The sequence below is a fragment of the Brevibacterium spongiae genome (assembly GCF_026168515.1).
Taxonomy (GTDB): domain Bacteria; phylum Actinomycetota; class Actinomycetes; order Actinomycetales; family Brevibacteriaceae; genus Brevibacterium; species Brevibacterium spongiae.
This window is the reverse complement of sequence record NZ_CP093443.1, coordinates 2,498,258-2,516,400: the sequence shown is the minus strand read 5'-3', so window position 1 is coordinate 2,516,400 and position 18,143 is coordinate 2,498,258. Positions and strand designations below refer to the sequence as shown.

Annotated in this window: 16 protein-coding genes; 13 read left to right on the top strand and 3 right to left on the bottom strand. The window is 61.5% G+C overall.

The features are described 5' to 3' along the window. Positions 1-7 precede the first annotated feature (7 nt). Together L1F31_RS11340 and L1F31_RS11335 are read left to right on the top strand one after the other, a co-directional pair. Positions 8-1,753: an ATP-dependent nuclease gene (locus tag L1F31_RS11340; protein ID WP_265417401.1), complete on the top strand. Its 1,746-nt coding sequence runs from the start codon at positions 8-10 to the stop codon at positions 1,751-1,753. Positions 1,754-2,262: 509 nt separating this feature from the next. Continuing rightward, entirely contained in the window at positions 2,263-3,573 is a 1,311-nt protein-coding gene (locus L1F31_RS11335; RefSeq protein ID WP_265417400.1) for an ISL3 family transposase, read from the top strand. 996 nt (positions 3,574-4,569) lie between these two features. Here the strand turns inward: L1F31_RS11335 and L1F31_RS11330 are convergent. Continuing rightward, positions 4,570-5,544, bottom strand: a complete 975-nt coding sequence (locus L1F31_RS11330; protein WP_265417399.1) for a quinone oxidoreductase family protein — start codon at positions 5,542-5,544, stop codon at positions 4,570-4,572. 44 nt (positions 5,545-5,588) lie between these two features. Between L1F31_RS11330 and argC the strand changes: the two genes are divergently transcribed. From argC to L1F31_RS11290, 8 genes are all read left to right on the top strand, one after another. Further along, entirely contained in the window at positions 5,589-6,698 is a 1,110-nt protein-coding gene (gene argC, locus L1F31_RS11325) for an N-acetyl-gamma-glutamyl-phosphate reductase (protein ID WP_265417398.1), read from the top strand. Further along, on the top strand, positions 6,695-7,873 hold the full coding sequence (argJ, locus tag L1F31_RS11320) for a bifunctional glutamate N-acetyltransferase/amino-acid acetyltransferase ArgJ (protein WP_265417397.1): 1,179 nt from the start codon (positions 6,695-6,697) through the stop codon (positions 7,871-7,873). The genes argC and argJ overlap by 4 nt, the downstream gene beginning before the upstream one ends. A 14-nt stretch (positions 7,874-7,887) precedes the next feature. Continuing rightward, positions 7,888-8,895 (top strand): acetylglutamate kinase, encoded by a 1,008-nt coding sequence (gene argB / locus L1F31_RS11315; RefSeq protein WP_265417396.1) that lies wholly within the window; start codon positions 7,888-7,890, stop codon positions 8,893-8,895. Then, a complete protein-coding gene (locus tag L1F31_RS11310; RefSeq protein WP_265417395.1) occupies positions 8,888-10,147 on the top strand; it encodes an acetylornithine transaminase in 1,260 nt (419 codons plus the stop codon). Before argB ends, L1F31_RS11310 begins: the two co-directional genes overlap by 8 nt. Positions 10,148-10,229: 82 nt before the next feature. Further along, entirely contained in the window at positions 10,230-11,150 is a 921-nt protein-coding gene (gene argF, locus L1F31_RS11305; RefSeq protein ID WP_265417394.1) for an ornithine carbamoyltransferase, read from the top strand. Further along, complete coding sequence (locus tag L1F31_RS11300; protein ID WP_265417393.1) at positions 11,147-11,695, top strand: arginine repressor; 549 nt, start codon at positions 11,147-11,149, stop codon at positions 11,693-11,695. The genes argF and L1F31_RS11300 overlap by 4 nt, the downstream gene beginning before the upstream one ends. 147 nt (positions 11,696-11,842) lie before the next feature. Beyond that, a complete protein-coding gene (argH, locus tag L1F31_RS11295) occupies positions 11,843-13,264 on the top strand; it encodes an argininosuccinate lyase (RefSeq protein WP_265417392.1) in 1,422 nt (473 codons plus the stop codon). Positions 13,265-13,409: 145 nt separating this feature from the next. Beyond that, positions 13,410-13,643 (top strand): hypothetical protein, encoded by a 234-nt coding sequence (locus L1F31_RS11290; RefSeq protein ID WP_265417391.1) that lies wholly within the window; start codon positions 13,410-13,412, stop codon positions 13,641-13,643. 169 nt (positions 13,644-13,812) lie between these two features. Here L1F31_RS11290 and L1F31_RS11285 read toward each other — a convergent pair whose 3' ends face one another. Beyond that, positions 13,813-14,217 carry a hypothetical protein gene (locus L1F31_RS11285; RefSeq protein ID WP_265417390.1) on the bottom strand — a complete coding sequence of 135 codons (405 nt, stop codon included), beginning with the start codon at positions 14,215-14,217 and terminating at the stop codon, positions 13,813-13,815. 345 nt (positions 14,218-14,562) lie between these two features. Between L1F31_RS11285 and L1F31_RS11280 the strand changes: the two genes are divergently transcribed. From L1F31_RS11280 to L1F31_RS11270, 3 genes are all read left to right on the top strand, one after another. Further along, positions 14,563-14,730, top strand: a complete 168-nt coding sequence (locus L1F31_RS11280) for a hypothetical protein (protein WP_265417389.1) — start codon at positions 14,563-14,565, stop codon at positions 14,728-14,730. A 135-nt stretch (positions 14,731-14,865) separates the two neighbouring features. Next, positions 14,866-16,152 (top strand): tyrosine--tRNA ligase, encoded by a 1,287-nt coding sequence (gene tyrS, locus L1F31_RS11275; RefSeq protein ID WP_265417388.1) that lies wholly within the window; start codon positions 14,866-14,868, stop codon positions 16,150-16,152. A 295-nt stretch (positions 16,153-16,447) separates the two neighbouring features. Continuing rightward, entirely contained in the window at positions 16,448-16,849 is a 402-nt protein-coding gene (locus L1F31_RS11270; protein WP_265417387.1) for a YccF domain-containing protein, read from the top strand. A gap of 25 nt (positions 16,850-16,874) precedes the next feature. On the opposite strand, the gene L1F31_RS11265 is transcribed toward L1F31_RS11270, so the two are convergent. Further along, entirely contained in the window at positions 16,875-17,717 is an 843-nt protein-coding gene (locus tag L1F31_RS11265; RefSeq protein WP_265417386.1) for a formate/nitrite transporter family protein, read from the bottom strand. Positions 17,718-18,143 lie beyond the last annotated feature (426 nt).

Below are 18,143 nucleotides of genomic sequence, written 5' to 3'. Positions count from 1 at the left end.
GTGCGAGATGAACAAGCCAACGAGTGATAGAAGTCTGGAATTGGTAGTGGACGATTCGCAAACCGAAGACAAGTACCGTGAACGACCGGTTATTGAAACCATAAGGGTTAAGAATTTTAAAAGAATTGAAGATACGCGAATCGAGTTGGCTCCGATTACGTATCTGGTCGGAGGAAACAATTCCGGCAAGAGTAGTCTACTGCAGGCTATACATACAGCTGTAAGTTGCGCACAGGATTCTGTAGAACAAAATACGAAGGTCGTAGCCGAATCAGAACTAAGGTATTCGCCCATAGGAAACTTTGAACTACTTGGACACAATGATAACTACAGGAATTCGGGTGAAAAGAGCAGAGGTTCAGTAACGTTAGAGGGTATCACGGCCGAGGGGGACCTTGCCGAGTATAATATTTCACTCTATAAAGCACGAAATCATGGGAACGTCGGCGTGGAAAGAAGCGGCAGGTATCAAGGTTTTGGCCGTATAATCTGTGACACGAGTACCGATACTCTGTTCAGCATTTATGTCCCCGGAATCTCTGGAATACCACACAGAGAGGAAATGACTGGCTATGCATCAGTCTTTCGTAAAGCGGCAGGCGGGGAGGCGAATATTGTATTCCGGAACATTATTCGTCTAATACATGAGCGGGGCCTGATTGAAGATTTACAGCGGATGCTTGAGCCGATGCTCGGGGGAGAAGTCGAGTTTGAAGTCGATTTTGATCCTGAAAAAGACCGTCACATTGATGTCCAGCTTGCGATCATTGGAAAGAATGATTACTATCTACCGATAGACCTGTGGGGCACTGGAGTGCTGCAGATCGTGCAGATTTGTGCCTACGTCGTTCTATTTAACCCCTACATGCTATTGGTCGATGAGCCTGACAACCACTTGCATCCTTCTTTGCAAAAGGTGCTGGCTGTTGCTTTCGAGAATATAGCGGATGAGTACGGGTGCAATATTATAGTTTCGACTCATAGTAGTCACCTTCTTACTGCGGCATCCAGTCAAGCCAGAATCGTGTGGATGAACGACGGAAAAGTTGAATCGGATGCCGAGCGGGATCTCGCGACTATGCTCATGGATCTGGGTGCCCTGGACAAGATCGACACTGGCACCAAAACTATTATTTGTACTGAAGACGCAATTCCAACAATTCTGAAAAAGGCGGTCGAGGTGATCGATCGTGATGGTTCAGTTGCGGTCATATCTTTATCGGGGCTAAACAACCTGTCCACAGCGGAGGCTGTGAAAGAGATGTCGCTTCTAATGGGCAGCGACACCAAAGTTGTTGTTCACCGGGACCGAGATTTCTTGTCTGAAGAAGAGCTGAATAAGTGGGCGACACTGTACACCGACCGTGGGATATCCCTGTTCTCTCCGCCTTTGTGTGATACTGAAGCATACGTATGCATTCCGGAACATATATCCAAGTCGCTGGGTATCGAGATTGAATCTGCTCAAGAGCTGAGGGATACGATTATCGAGAATCGGCGTGATTCGTTCCGATCGAAGTTCGTCAATAAACGACAGTATGCTAATGGAGAAATTTGGAAAGATGGTGGTGCTCCAAAGACAGACGATCTGTGGCCTGTGGGCACCACGCCTAAGGATGAGCATGTCTATGGGAAGGATCTCCTTAAACTCATCAAAAGTACGCTGAGGAAACGCCGGGGCCTGGATGCCAACAAGCTTGAGTTGACTCCTTGTGACATGCTTGCCTCACTGTTGCGTGATGTTATTGCGTGATAAAGAGTCCCTTCCCGATTTTATCGCGGAGTTTGATCCAACCAGTTTCGTCTTACTCTTTCGTGGCGCATTACCTTCGTTTTGGATTGGCCTGACGAGAACTATTTAGAGCTGATGCGACTTCTTTAGCGAAGGCTCGAACGTCTTCGTCCCGCTGTTGCTTCGTGAGGTGTTCTCTGTGTTGAGTCCATGCTTCGCGAGCAAGAGCGTACCCGATTGCAGCGAGTGCTGAGGAGATTAGGAAGAGGATAAGTATCCCTTCAAGTTCCGGCCTCATTTTTCCATCTGGGTCGAGCGCGATCGGTGCCCCGATCGCTGCAGCGGCAGCAGCGATAGCGATCTGCCATTTCATTAATTCCATGAAGGCGTCAAAGTCGGATTCTTTAGTGGCTCTTCGTAATTGAGGGTGTACACCGGTGATTTCAGGACACGGCGTGGCGTAGCCCGGATAGACATCGAGGTCTTCCGATGATGGAAGTTCTCACACAGTCCATCCGAAAGACCTCGACGTGGCCAAGCCTACTTTCTCGACCCCTGACCTCACGACATTCTGCCGACTCGACTCCCTCGACCTGACCTGTATCGGCCAACACATCACCAGGCACAAAACCATCCTGGAATGTCAGCCCAACACTGCCGATGACTGGTGCCGTCGGTGTGGTGGCCACGGGTTCGTTCGCGATACCGTCGTCCGCCGTCTGGCACACGAACCCTTCGGCCACCGACCGACCACGCTTCATATTCGCCTCCGCCGGTACAAATGCGTCGAGTGCGGCCACGTATGGCGTCAAGACACCACTGCTGCGGCACCACCACGAGCGAAGGTCTCGCGAACCGGCCTTGACTGGGCGCTGCGTGCCCTCGTCATCGACCACGACACCGTGTCCGTGATCGCTGCGAAACTCGCCGTGTCCTGGCATACCGCGAACTCTGCAATCCTCTCTGAAGGCCACAGGCTGTTGATCAACGACCCGAACCGTTTCGACGGGGTCAGCGTCATCGGTGTCGACGAGCATGTATGGCGGCACACGCGTCGTGGTGACAAGTACGTCACCGTCATCATCGACCTCACCCCCATCAGTGCAGGAACGGGACCGGCACGCCTGCTCGATATGGTGCCCGGCCGGTCGAAGCAGGTGTTCAAGGAGTGGTTGAAAGCCCGACCCAAGGTTTGGCGTGATGGCATCGACGTCGTCGCGATGGACGGGTTCTCCGGCTTCAAAACAGCCTCGGTCGAGGAACTGCCAGAAGCCATCGAAGTCATGGACCCCTTCCACGTCGTCAAGCTCGCCGGTGATGCACTCGACGAGGTACGCCGCCGTGTTCAACAGGAGACAACTGGCCACCGTGGCCGAGCGAAAGACCCCTTGTATCGGGCGAGGAGGACTCTGCACACCGGGGCTGATCTGCTCACGACCAAGCAGCAGGAGAGGATCGTGGGCCTCTTCGCTGACCCGAACTTCACCGCGGTTGAAGTGACCTGGGCCGTCTACCAAGACATTGTGACCGCCTACCGAACCGCCGACGGCAACGAGGGTAAGAAACTCTTGCAGAGGGTCATCGATGCCCTGACAACGAACCTGCCTTCTGAGCTAATTGAACTCAAACGGTTGGGACGGACTCTGAAGCGTCGCGCTGATGATGTGCTGGCGTTCTTCACTCGACCGGGAACGTCGAACGGGCCGACGGAAGCGATCAACGGCAGGCTCGAGCATCTGCGGGGGTCTGCTCTGGGGTTCCGAAACCTCACCCACTACATCGCCAGGTGTCTGCTCGAGTCCGGTGGCTTCAGACCGGTTCTACACTCTCAATTACGATGAGCCTCTTTAGTAGTTACCACTACTCGTGATATTACGATTACGAGCCAAAGCGCTGGCAGTCCTATGGTTACAAGGACGTTTCCTCCGGGCCCAAGGGAGACGAAGATTGCAAGAATTAATGTTCCTAATATAAATAGGAAGAATCCTATTATGGCCATCCATTTGGCTCCAGTCGTTGTGCCAGAGAATAGACCGTGGTGGTCTTTTGTGTGTGCATTTTTCACCAAATCACTATTTCCTATCCGATTATTGCGATTGCTGGTCGGTGTTGTCGATTTCGAAGCGATATGTGGATGTGCAGTCGGCTAAATGCATATTTCGGTGACGCAATATTGAAATGTCATTCAATTTTGATAGTTGACCGATCGAGTCGGCTCTTTCGAAGCTCCATGTGTAATGGATCCTGGTTTTACCGGAGCGGTGAGCATCGACACGTAGGTAATCAACCTTGTTTTAAATATACTGCCATCGGGTGCCCTAGTCTCTCAAGTGTTGACGTGGTTTTGTGGTTTGGTGTTGTCGGGCGCTCACGTGGCTATCACTGATTGGTCCGTCGGTTGCCGACCGCCAGGTGCGCAGCGTGTTTTTGTTGGCAGCTCATGGGCGAAATGTAACTATCCGCTTCGAGCTTGTTCCGGCCGCGTGTGTCGCTGTTTGGGACGGAGGGGTGTCTCTTTGTGCTAAGTCAAGGCGCGCGGACGTGAATTTTCAAGCTCATCTAGCGTCAATTGAGGGGCTGGGAAGATCGGTCCATGGGTGGTTTCCCAGATTGTTCAGGCGCTTCGCGTCGACGCTTTTCAGATGACCGTCGGCGGCTCGGTTGCATCGAAGAAAGGACCGTCCCGCAACATCGGTTACAACACGTTGCAACGACGTCGGGCCAGAGCGAAGATTCGGGCTGCTATTAACCTATCGATTGACGGTGAAGCTTGATTGGTAGTGGGTCGGGCTCTCCGAAAGTGGAGAACCCGACCTCTTTCAGGCTGAGGGTTTGAATCAGACCGTCAGCACAACCTTCCCCGTCGTCTTCCGACCCTCAAGTGCCCGATGTGCGTCCGCAGCATCGGCGAGCGGGAACGTAGCACCCACGCGGAAGTTCAGCCAGCCGTGTTCGACGCCGTTGAAGAGCATGGCCGAACGCTTTGCCAGCTCCTCCGAGGTCCGGGTAAACCACTTCACGGACGGACGCGACAGGAAGATTCCGCCCGAAGAGTTCAGACGCTGAATGTCGAACGGCGGCACCTGGCCCGATGCTCCGCCGAAGAGCACCATCGACCCCAGCGGCTTGATAGAGGCCAACGACGCATCGAACGTGTCCTTGCCGACACCGTCATAAGCGACATCAACGCCCTCACCGTCGGTGAGCTCCTTGACCTTCGCCGTGATGTCAACGCCCTCACCGTAGAGGAACACGTCATCGGCGCCCGCCTTGCGCGCCAGTTCGGCCTTCTCATCTGTGCTCACCGTCGAGATGACGTTGCCGCCCAAGTGCTTGATGATCTGGGTCAGCAGCAGGCCGACGCCGCCAGCACCGGCGTGGACCAGTGCGGTCTGTCCGGGCTTGATCTCATGCGAACCCGTTGCCAGGTACTGTGCCGTCAGGCCCTGCATCGGCATCGCCGCAGCCACCTCGGGGGACACACCCTCCGGCACCCGCAGGAGGAAATCAGACTTCACGACGACCTGCGTTGCATAGGAACCCGGGCCTTCGTGCCAGGCGACACGGTTACCGACGGACCAGCTCTCAATGCCCTCGCCCACCTCGGCGATGTGCCCCGTGCCCTCGACGCCGACGACATGCGGGTACTCCATCGGGTACACACCCGAACGACGGTACGTGTCGATGAAGTTCACGCCGGCCGCCTCGACGTTGACGAGCACCTCACCAGGGCCGGGCTTCGGAGTCTCGATCTCACCGAACTCAAGGACCTCGGGTCCACCGGCCTGCATTGCACGAACTGCCTGGGTCATGACGCCTCCTGCATATAAATTAATTGCCTGGTATGGTTATACATATGAACGATCTTACGGTTGCCGTCTCCGGTGCCACCGGATACGCCGGGGGAGAGGTCCTCCGGCTGCTGAGCGCTCACCCCCACTTGAACGTCACCACGGTGTGCGGACATTCCACCGCGGGTGAGAAGCTCGGCCGACATCAACCCCATCTTCCCCGATTCTCTGATCTTGTGGTCCAGGAGTCCACCGCCGAGGTGCTCGCCGGCCACGATGTCGTCATCCTTGCCCTGCCGCACGGTCAGTCCGGAAAGATCTCCGCCGAACTCGAGCACACGAGCCCGGACACCCTCATCGTCGACCTCGCCGCCGACCACCGGCTCATCAGCGCGGCCGCCTGGGAGAAGTTCTACGGCTCTGAGCACCAGGGCACCTGGACCTACGGACTGCCCGAACTGCTCACCGCCGATGGAACCAAACAGCGCGAGACGCTGAAATCCGCGACGCGCATCGCCGTGCCCGGCTGCAATGTCACTGCCGTGACCCTCGGCCTGTCACCGCTTATCCAAGCCGGACTCGCCGCGCCGGCTGGGCTCAACGCAGTGCTGGCCAATGGTGTCTCCGGGGCAGGGAAGGCACTCAAACCGCATCTCAGCGCCGCCGAGATCCTCGGCAATGCCTCCCCGTACGGCACGGGCGGTACTCACCGGCACGTGCCCGAGATCGAACAGAACCTCAACGGGGCGCTCGGCGCCGATGCCGCCGACGGACCGACCCGGATCTCCTTCACCCCGACACTCGTGCCCATGGCTCGCGGGATCCTCGCGACCATCACCGCCGATGCCGGCGAAGCCGCACCGCGCACCGCTGAAGGCCTCCTCGACGCCGCCGCGCTCAAAGACCAGCTGGCCGCCGCCTTCGATCAGGCCTATGGCGACGAGCCGTTCGTTCGCGTCCTGCCCGAGGGCCAATGGCCGCAGACCGCCGCGACCACCGGGTCGAACGTCGCACAGATCCAGTTCACCATCGACGAACGCGCAGGCAAGATCCTCGTCGTCGTGGCACTGGACAACCTTGTGCGCGGCACCGCCGGACACGCCATCCAATCCATTCACTTAGCACTCGGCCTCGACGAGACCACCGCTCTTCCCCTCGAAGGAGTCGCCCCATGAGCGTGACCGCACCACTCGGCTTCACCGCCGCAGGACTCACCGCCGGGCTCAAACCCTCCGGCACCAAAGACCTCTCACTCGTCGTCAACACTGGGCCCACGAACGCCGTCGCCGCCGTGTACACATCGAACCGGTGCAAGGCCAACCCCGTGCTCTGGTCCCAGAAGGCCTCGGCCAATGGGCAGGCCCGCGCCGTCGTACTCAACTCCGGGGGAGCGAACTGCTACACCGGTGACTTCGGGTATGAGACAACAACGCTGACCGCGCAGACCACCGCCGACCTCCTCACCGACGCCGGAACTGACACCCAGGCTGAGGACGTGCTCGTGTGCTCGACCGGACTCATCGGCGTCGGCGGCCAGGACTTCCGCGACTCGATCGTCAACAACCTGGCCCCGCTCGTCGCCGCCGCCGAAGATTCCGTCGAAGCCGGTCAGTCCGCCGCCGAAGCGATCATGACCACCGACACCGTCGCGAAGACCGCCACCTGCACCGGCTCCACCGGGTTCACCATCGGCGGCATGGCCAAGGGCGCGGGAATGCTCGCTCCCGGGCTGGCGACGATGCTCGTCGTCATCACCACCGACGCCAAGCTCGAGCAGGCTGTGCTCGATGACGCGTTGCGCGCCTCGACGAGCCAGTCCTTCGACCGCCTCGACACCGACGGGTGCATGTCGACGAACGACACAGTCATCCTCATGTCCTCCGGCGCCCACGACGCTGATGTCGACACAGACGAGTTCACCACCTTGCTGCGCGAACTCTGCCTCGACCTCATGCACCAACTCCACGTCGACGCCGAAGGCGCCCACCACGACATCGCCATCACCACCCGCGGGGCCGCCAGCGAAGCCGATGCCGTCGAGGTCTCCCGGTCTGTGGCACGCTCGGCCCTGTTCAAGGCCGCGATCTTCGGGGAGGACCCGAACTGGGGGCGCGTCGTCGCCCAGGTCGGAACCACCTCGGCGGATTTCGATCCCACCCTCATCGACGTCGCCATCAACGGCGTCCAAGTGTGCACGGCCTCCGGTCCCGACGAAGACCCCGCGAACGTCAAGTTCGAGCGCACCGTCGACGTTGTCATCGACCTGCACGCAGGAGATGACACCGCCACCGTGTGGACCTCGGACCTCACCCACGATTACGTCGAAGAGAACAGCGCCTACTCCTCATGAACAGCCCCCACGACATGTCCACGAAATCCACGGCCGCCCGGCTCGCCGCCGCCCAGGTCAAGGCCGAGGCCCTGACCGAAGCGCTGCCGTGGATCAAGACCTTCGCCGGCGCCACGATCGTCATCAAATACGGCGGCAACGCGATGATCTCCCCGGAGCTGCAGCAGTCGTTCGCCGATGACATCGCGTTCCTCCGCTTCGCCGGCATCCGCCCCGTCGTCGTCCACGGCGGCGGCCCCCAGATCTCAACCATGCTGGCTCGCTTGGGCATCGAATCCGAGTTCAAGGCCGGACAGCGGGTGACCACCGAAGAAGCCGCCGAAGTCATCCGCATGGTCCTCTCCGGTCAGGTCAACCGCGACATCGTCTCCCGCATCAACCAAAACGGCAACGCCGCGATCGGGCTGTCCGGGGAAGACGCGGACCTCCTGCTGGCGAACAAGACCACCGCCGAGGTGGACGGCCAGACAATCGACCTCGGCCGAGTGGGCGAGATCGCCCAGGTCAACACGACCGTACTCACCGAACTCCTCGACGCCGGACGGGTGCCCGTCATCTGCTCCATCGCCTCGGAGATCGGGGGAGAAGCGGGAAAGCCGCTCAACATCAACGCCGACCTGGCCGCCTCGGCAGTGGCGAAAGCCTTGCGTGCACACAAACTCATCATGCTCACCGATGTGCCCGGCCTCTACGCGAACTGGCCGGACACGTCCTCGCTCATCTCCCGCATCGGCCCGGACAAACTGCGCGAACTCCTGCCGAAACTCGACGCGGGGATGATCCCGAAGATGACCGCGGCCCTCGAGGCGATCGAGCACGGGGTGCAGCAGGCCCACATCATCGACGGCCGGATGGCGCATTCCCTCCTGCTCGAGGTCTTCACCTCCGAGGGCATCGGCACCATGGTCGAAGACACCGTCGTCGAACCCGCACCATTAGGCGATGGGCACCGAGCCGGCACGGAACAGCAGGACACGGACGGGGACGCAGACACAGCGAAGAAGGGCACAGCCGATGACTGACACAGACACGACACCAGCAACCACGGATCGGGCGCAGTCGACGGATCAGGCACAGACCTGGCGCGACGACTTCTCCCGCGTCCTCTCACCCGTCTTCGGCTCACCTCAGCTCGACCTCGTCCGCGGGGAGGGCTCGTACGTCTGGGACGCTGCGGGCACGAAGTACCTCGACCTGCTCGCCGGCATCGCCGTCAACGCTTTGGGTCACTGCCACCCCGCATGGGTCAACGCCATCACCGAGCAGGCAGCGACGCTCGGTCACATTTCGAACTTCTTCACCTCTCCGGCCCAGATCGGCCTGGCGGAGAAGCTGCATGAGATCCTCGACCTGCCGGCCGGGTCGGCCGTGTTCTTCTCGAACTCGGGAACCGAAGCCAACGAGGCGGCCTTCAAGATGGCCCGCCGAGCCGCCGGTGGGGGACGGCCCTTCATCATCGCCATCGACGGCGCCTTCCACGGCCGGACCATGGGAGCGCTGGCGCTGACGGCGAAGGAAGCGTACCGTGCGCCCTTCGCGCCCGGGGTCCCCGGAGTTGTCCACGTGCCCTATGGGGATGTCGAGGCCCTTGAGGCAGCGATCAACGAGAACACCGCAGCCGTGTTCATCGAGCCCGTCCAGGGAGAGGTCGGGGTGCGGACGCACCCGGCGGGGTACCTCACGGCGGTGCGGGAACTGACGACTAAGGTCGGGGCGCTCATGATCCTCGACGAGGTGCAGTCGGGCATCGGCCGCACCGGATCGTGGTTTGCCCACCAGGATCCCGAGATCGGTGAAGGCATCACACCGGACATCATCACCTTGGCGAAGGGGCTCGGCGGCGGCATGCCGATCGGCGCGACCATCACCGTCGGGGATGCGAACACCAAGCTGCTCGAGGCCGGTCAGCACGGCACGACCTTCGGCGGCAACCCGATCGCCTGCGCTGCGGGACTCGCCGTGCTTGAGACCATCGAGAAGGATGGGCTGCTCGACCACGCCCTCGACGTCAACGACTGGCTGACACCGCGACTCACGGCCATCGACGGCATCGGCGAGATCACCGGACAGGGACTGCTCATCGGCATCGAACTGCTGCCCGATGCCGACGGTCAGGTGCCAGATTCGAAGGCCGTGGCCGCACGTGCGCTCGACGCCGGGTTCATCATCAACCCCGTCGCCCCCGGACGCCTGCGCCTGGCCCCGCCGCTGACCATCACCACCGACGAGCTCACCCCATTCGTCGAGGCCCTGCCCGGCCTCATCACCGGCTGAGCCGCCCCGCGAACTCCGCGTTCGCACGGATCGACGGGCCACCTCGGCCCCGGCATCACCCACCACTTTCGAAGGACACCTCATGACACGCCACTTCCTCAAAGACACGGACCTCAGCCCCGCTGAGCAGGCTGAGGTCCTCGACCTCGCCGTCGAACTCAAGGCCGCACCCTACTCGCGGACCCCGCTGGCTGGCCCGCAGACCGCGGCCGTGATCTTCGACAAGACCTCGACGAGGACCCGCGTGTCCTTCGCCGCCGGCATCGCCGCACTCGGCGGGCAGCCGCTCATCATCAACCCCGGTGAGGCGCAGCTCGGGCACAAGGAATCCATCGCCGACACCGCCCAGGTGATGTCGCGGATGGTCTCGACGATCATCTGGCGCACCTTCGCCCAGGCGGGCCTCGAAGAGATGGCCGAACACTCGACTGTGCCCGTCATCAACTCCCTGTCCGATGACTTCCACCCCTGCCAGATCCTGGCCGACCTGCTCACCATCCGCGAACACCGCGGAGACGTGAAGGGCCAGACCATGACGTACTACGGCGACGGGGCGAACAACATGGCCAACTCGTACGCCTTGGGCGGAGTGACCGCCGGCATGCACGTGCGCATCGCGGCCCCAGCCGACTACCAGCCCGAGGCCGCGATCGTCGCCGAAGCCGAGGCGCTTGCCGCCCAGACCGGGGGATCGCTCACCGTCACGGACGATCCGGTTGCCGCAGCCCACGGCGCCGATGTCCTCGTCACCGACACGTGGGTGTCCATGGGCCAGGATGCGGCCGGACGCGACGACGAGGCCTCACCGTTCACGAAGTTCCAGGTCAGCCAGGAACTCATGAACCTCGGCAATGACGCGATCTTCCTCCACTGCCTGCCCGCCTACCGCGGCAAAGAGGTCACGGCCGAAGTCATCGACGGCCCCGCCTCGGTGGTCTTCGACGAAGCCGAGAACCGTCTGCACGCGCAGAAGGCACTCATGACCTTCCTCCTGGAGCGATGATGACGGACACGAATTCGGGGTCGAACAATGCCGGTTCGAACAGTGCACCGCTGACGAAGACGGCCCGGCAGCAGAAGATCATCGACCTCATCACCCGCCAGTCCGTGCGGTCCCAGATCGAACTCGCCGAGGCGCTCGCCACCCAGGGCATCACCGTCACCCAGGCGACCCTGTCGCGCGACCTCGCCGAGGTGGGGGCCGTGAAGATCCGATCGACCGCGGGATCGGTCTACGCCGTTCCCGGTGAGGGCGGGGACCGGTCCCTGCAGCAGTCGACGGGGGAGACGCTTGATGCGAAGCTGCCGCGGATCCTCGAGGAGCTGCTCGTCTCCGCGGTGTCCCAGGACAACACTGTCGTGCTGCGCACCCCGCCCGGGGCCGCCCAGTATCTGGCCTCGGCGATCGACCGGTCGTCGATGGTCGGGATCTTCGGGACCCTCGCCGGCGACGACACTGTCCTGGTCATCGCCGACGCCGCCGTCGGGGGAGCGGCCGTGGCCGAGACCTTCCTCGAATATGCGGCGGGCGGGCTGGCCGAGGGGTGACCCGGCGCGAACGGAACCGGTCGCCTCGGTGGGGATTCCACGGATCGGACGGCCACCTCGGCGAGGGAAAACTGGAACAATGACAACTGAGTTTCTTCATTTCAATGAATGGGCCAGCGCATCCGTGCTGGTGGGAAAGGACGATCTGTGAGCGAACGACTGAGCCTGTGGGGCGGACGATTCTCCGACGGTCCGGCCGATGCACTGGCCGCTCTGAGCAAGTCCACGGACTTCGACTGGCGCCTGGCGAAGTACGACATCGCAGGCTCCAAGGCCCACGCGAAGGTCCTCCACCACGCGGGTCTGCTCACCGACGACGAACTGACCGGGATGACCTCGGCGCTCGACGAGCTGCTGCGCCGCGTCGAGACCGGCGAATATGTGGCCGCCGAATCCGATGAGGATGTGCACTCGTCGCTGGAGCGCGGACTCATCGAGATTGCGGGACCCGAGCTCGGTGGGAAGCTGCGGGCGGGACGCTCACGCAACGATCAGATTGCGACGATGGGGCGGATGTATCTGCGCGATCATGCCCGTGAGGTCGCCGGCCTCGTCCTCGACACTGTTGAGGTGCTCATCGCTCAGGCTGAAGAACACCCCGAGGCGCCGATGCCCGGGCGCACCCATCTCCAGCACGCTCAGCCCGTGCTGCTGGCCCACCATCTGCTCGCACACGCCTGGCCGCTGCTGCGCGACGTCGCCCGCTTCGCCGACTTCGATTCGCGCGCCGGTGTCTCTGCTTACGGTTCGGGTGCACTGGCCGGATCGTCGTTGGGCCTCGACCCGCAGGCCGTGGCCGCGGATCTCGGGTTCAACGATTCGGTGGAGAACTCCATCGATGGCACCGCCTCGCGCGATGTCTTCGCCGAATACCTGTTCATCACGACGATGATCGGCATCGACCTCTCCCGCCTGTCCGAGGAGGTCATTGCGTGGGCGACGAAGGAGTTCTCGTTCGTCACCCTCCACGATGCGTACTCGACGGGGTCGTCGATCATGCCGCAGAAGAAGAACCCCGACGTCGCCGAGCTCACGCGTGGAAAGTCCGGTCGTCTCATCGGCGATCTCACCGGGCTGCTGTCGACGCTCAAGGCGCTGCCGCTGGCGTACAACCGGGATCTGCAGGAGGACAAGGAACCGGTCTTCGACGCTACCGACACCCTGGAGCTGCTGCTGCCGGCGTTCACGGGGATGATCGCGACGCTGAAGTTCGATACCGAACGCATGGCGTACCTGGCCCCGCGCGGATTCGCGCTGGCCACGGACATCGCCGAATGGCTCGTGCGCGAAGGTGTGCCGTTCCGTGTCGCCCATGAGCTCTCCGGTGCGTGCGTGCAGCTGGCCGAATCACGGGACGTCGAACTGTGGGACCTCAGCGATGAGGACTTCGCTGGGATCTCTTCGCATCTGACACCTGCGGTGCGTGAGGTGTTGACTACGCTCGGGTCGATCGATTCGCGCAACGCGAAGGGCGGCACGGCTCGCTCGGCTGTGGAAGCGCAGCTTGCCAACGCGAAGGCCGAGGTTGCTCGCCTGCGGGAGTTCGCCGGGTCCGCGCGCAGCGTGTGAGAGGCTGACCTTGGTGGTGCTCTGCCATTAAGGGAAGAGTCCTTGTGCTAATATGCGAACCGGTGCCCATGGGCAGTTGAACTTGTTCTCAGCTGATCCTGTGGCACCGTTTCGGCACATCGACGGTTTTTCGGGAGGTCCCGACATGCGAAAGTTTCTTCTCACCAGCGGCGTCACCCTGATCGTCGTCGGTGCGGTGATGTACGCCCTGGGACTCTACGAAAATACAAAACCGACCGGGGGCGGTGCCAACATCGGAGCAGGAATCTTGGCGGTTCTCGGTGAGGCCCTCGGAATCATCGGCCTCTGCGCCGTCGTCGCCTCAGCTGTCACGGCCCTGATCGTCTGGCTGCGGAAGCGCTCCTCTGCGCGCGGATGAGTCGGGCACGGACTCAGCTGAGAGGTGATACCACCGTGACGTCGAGATCCTCGAGCAGCTCGTCAAATACGATGCGTCCGGCTCTTTCGCCGATCGACCCGACCGCCGTCAGCGACAGGATGGCGGTCGGGCGCCGGACAACCGAGATCCTCGAGCCCAAAGACCAGACTCATGCGCCGACGGGAAACGAGAGGTTTGCGACCTGACGTTCGACCGCCCGAAGCACACGTTTCCGATCACTGACGACTGCCTCGGCGGGGATCTCTCCGCTGAGCAGCCCCGTGGGGCTGGTCAGCCACGACCACAACGCCCAGGACTCCATACCTGCAGACAGCAGCGGCTTGACGAGGTGTTCGCTGACGAGTTCGTTGAGCTGCCCATCCGCGGAGAGCTGGATGGTGGGGACGAGAGTCTTTCCTCTGACCTCAACGGTGAACAGCAGATTGTCTCTACGGAGTCGATTGACCCACGACCGTGCACCGCCTTCTTTGGTTCTGCGGAGCTCTGCGAGAGTCTGATAGGTGGCCACACCTTCGTCCTGGACGAGTCGGGCCCGGGCATCTGTGGTTCGCATTGTCTGCTTCTGAGTGGCCCCAGACACCAGTGGTAGGTCTTTGACGTATGCGCGATCAACCGTCGCGCGGAGGTCTGCTCGTGCCTGAACACGAAGTCGGACGTGCTTGGCGTAGGCATTGATCGCATCCTGTGCCTCAGCGTGGGTCAGTCCGTGCAGTTCGAGCTCGGATGACTTTGCCGAATCGTATGCGTGAGCAGTCATTGTTGCCTCCTCGAATAGCCTCATTCTAAGAACTGCAACATGCCGCAATCTAGTGTTTCTTCAGTTGTTCGGCCGAAGAAATTTCCGAAGACAGCTGGCGGAACGTGGCCGTGTTCGGACATAAGGGCAGACAATAGATCCATGTCTCGTGAGAACCCGCCCAATCCTTTCGACAGACGTCGCAGTGTGCTCGAAGATGAAGAGGATGTTCGCGCTGCGGCTGCTGCTCGCCAGGAAACCGGGCGAGTGAGCCAGGAAGAATTGGAGCGTGAACTCGGTCTGAATAACCCACGCGACAGAGAAGCCTGATCGGACACGATTCCGACGATGCTTCCTGTCGCAGGAGCTCAGATGGCAGGCAAGGGAAGTGCCGCCTCGGCGAGCACGTAGAATTGAACCTGTCGGCTCCGCGCCGGCACAGACCACAGATTCGAAAGGACCGAAGTGACCGACATCTTCAGCGAACTCAAGGCCCGCGGGCTCGTCGCAGTTTCCACCGACGAGGCCGCCCTGCAGAAAGCCCTGGCCGAGGAGTCGCTGACCTATTACGTCGGTTTCGATCCGACGGCGCCGAGCCTGCACATGGGCAACCTCGTCCAGCTGCTCACCGCCGCTCGCCTCCAGCAGGCCGGGCACAACCCGCTGGCCCTCGTCGGCGGTGCCACCGGCCTCATCGGCGACCCGCGCATGTCGGGGGAGCGGACGCTCAACCCGCGTGAGGTCGTCGAGGAATGGGTGGCGAAGATCCGCGCCCAGGTCGAGAAGTTCCTCGATTTCGACGGCCCCCATGCCGCGCAGATCGTCAACAACCTCGACTGGACCTCGCAGCTGTCGGCCATCGACTTCCTCCGCGACGTCGGCAAGCACTTCCCGGTCAATCGGATGCTTGCGAAGGAATCCGTCTCCGCCCGTCTCAACAGCGAAGCCGGCATCTCCTTCACCGAGTTCTCCTACCAGATCCTCCAAGGCAACGACTACCTCGAGCTCAACCGCCGCTACGGCTGCTCCCTGCAGACCGGCGGATCCGACCAGTGGGGCAACCTCACCTCCGGCGTCGACCTCATCCGCCGCGTCGAGCAGAAGACCGTCCACGCCCTGGCCACCCCGCTGATCACGAAGGCCGACGGCACGAAGTTCGGCAAGACCGAATCCGGCACCGTGTGGCTCGATTCGTCGCTGACGAGCCCGTACGCGTTCAGCCAGTTCTGGCTCAACGCGGACGACCGTGACGTGGTCAAGTACCTCAAGGTGTTCTCGCTGCGTTCGCTGGACGAGATCGAGGCCATCGAAGCCGAGTTCACTGCGGCCCCGCACACCCGTGTGGCGCAGAAGGCCCTCGCCGAGGATGTCACCACCCTCGTCCACGGACGCCAGGCCTACGAGCAGGCGATCGCCGCGGCTTCCGCCCTCTTCGGCGGAGGTGAGCTGGCCGGTCTCGACGCCTCCACCCTGGGTGCCGCGACGTCCGAGCTGCCGCGCGGTGAGGTCAGCGCGACCCAGCTCTCCGAAGGCCTGCCCGTCGCCGATGCGTTCGTCGCCGCCGGCATCGTGAAGTCCAAGGGCGAGGCCCGCCGCGCCATCAAGGACGGCGGGGCGTACGTCAACAACGTCAAGGTCAGCGGCGAGGACCAGACGCTCACCTCCGCCGAGGTGCTCCCCACCGAAGCAGGAGGAGTGATCCTCGTGCGCAGGGGTAAGAAGACCCTCGGCGCGGTTGATATCGTCAGCTGAGCAGCCGCAGACTCCGACAGTGCCGCGTCCTCCCGCCCAGGAGGACGCGGCACTGTCGTATTCACGACGACCGATTCACCCGACAACATCGCTCCGGGCAAATTCGCCTGACAATGGAAAACCTTGTCATCGGTGAATACAAATGATTGCGTTGTAGCCGGCCAACGGTCGGCACCGTGCGGCCAACCGGACCAGCAACATAGGGCCATCACCATGGAAAAGTGGTCTGCGATCGACCAGACTGACACCGGACAGCCAGCCGAAGACAACCGAACGACGAACGCAAGAGGAGATCATGCGCACCCTGCTCAACATCATCTGGTTCATCTTCAGCGGACTCTGGCTCGCTCTCGGCTATTGGGCAGCCGGCATCATCGCCTGCATCTTCATCGTGACGATCCCCTGGGGAATCGCATCTTTCCGCATCGGCAACTATGCGCTCTGGCCCTTCGGCCGCGAAGTCGTCGAAACCAGGCCGGCAGGAGTGGCGACGACACTGGGCAACATCATCTGGCTCATCGTCGCCGGTGTGTGGCTGGTCATCGGACACGTCGTCACGTCGATTCCGCTGTTCGTCTCGATCATCGGCATCCCGCTCGGCTGGGCGAACCTCAAGCTCATCCCCGTCTCGCTCATGCCGCTGGGCAAGCAGATCGTCGACAGCGACCGGCTGATGCCCGGCTACCGGGGAGCCTGAGTCACAGCTCGCTGAGCCGACCGGTTCAAGAACTCTGTTCTTGGAGCTCTTCGAGGGAGAGGTCGCCTTTGCGCACTGCCCAAAGGACGCGGTGAGTGCGCACGATTCGCGGCAGGGTGATGATCAGCAGTCCGCCGAGCATGTTGAACGGAATGACGATTCCAAACCACTGCAGGAAGTCGAGGACTGAGATATCTGCACCTGCCATCATTGCGGCGAAGATGACGATCGCGTTGATCGCTCCGTGCAGCATGCTGGCTCCGATCACCAAGAGGCCGGTGATCATGCAGACGATCGCTTTGACGACATCATTCGATGTTCCCTGCTGCATCCGTGTCGACAACGTGATCGTCGCGCCGGCCAGAAGCGAGAGCGCGAGCATCACGATGATCGACGACTGGTTGATATAGCCGAGCGCCATATCCGCAAGAGTTTTGTGATGGGTCGGAAGGGCAAGGACGATCAGCCAGGCGAAGGCCGCGCCGCCGACCAGATTGGTCACGAGTGTGACCGACCAGAGCCGAAAGACCTGGACCCAGTTCGCCTGACCCGCAATGACGGCATTGATCGGAACCAGGAACTCCTCGGTGAAGAGTTCCGAATGGGCCAACTTCAAAGCCAGCAGGCCAATGCCGAACGCCATGCCGGCGAGGATCTCCGATCCCGTCACCTGCTTGACGAGCACCATGGCCAAGATGCCGAGACCGACATCGATGCCGCCGAAGAGACCGGTGACGATGAGCTCCGGCCATTTTCGGTTCAGCCGCTTGGCACCCTCTGTGACCGTATTCGCAGCCTCGTCGATCAAGGCGTCTTCGAGATCGAGATCGTTGCGGCCCAGCCGTTCTCGCTGCTCCTTCTGAGTCATTTCGCCAGTGTAGGGGCCGAACCACCTTCATTCGCTGGGAGTCACCTGCACGATGAAGGACAAAACCCCGGTCGCCAGGACGGGACACGTGGAGGGTTCGATCCAGGGGCATGCGAGCCTGCGCAAAGGGCTGCAGGATCGGGCTCCGATGCTCGGTGACGGGTGTCACAGCCAAAAGTCCGGTTCCGAGTTGCACGGTTCGGTTGGAGTGGTCTAGAGTTATATCTCGTTGCCCCGCCGGAAACACGGTCTGAAAGACATGGTTTCCACCGGGCCTGACCAGGACAAACACGGTTTGTTCGAGGGGTTGGGGATCGGGTGGGTGACACACAATGAAACTGGCGCCCCCAGTGAACACGCCCAAAATGGTGGGTTGTGGTGATGGGTGAGTGTTTGTGGTTTGAGAATCCAATAGCGTGTTTGTTT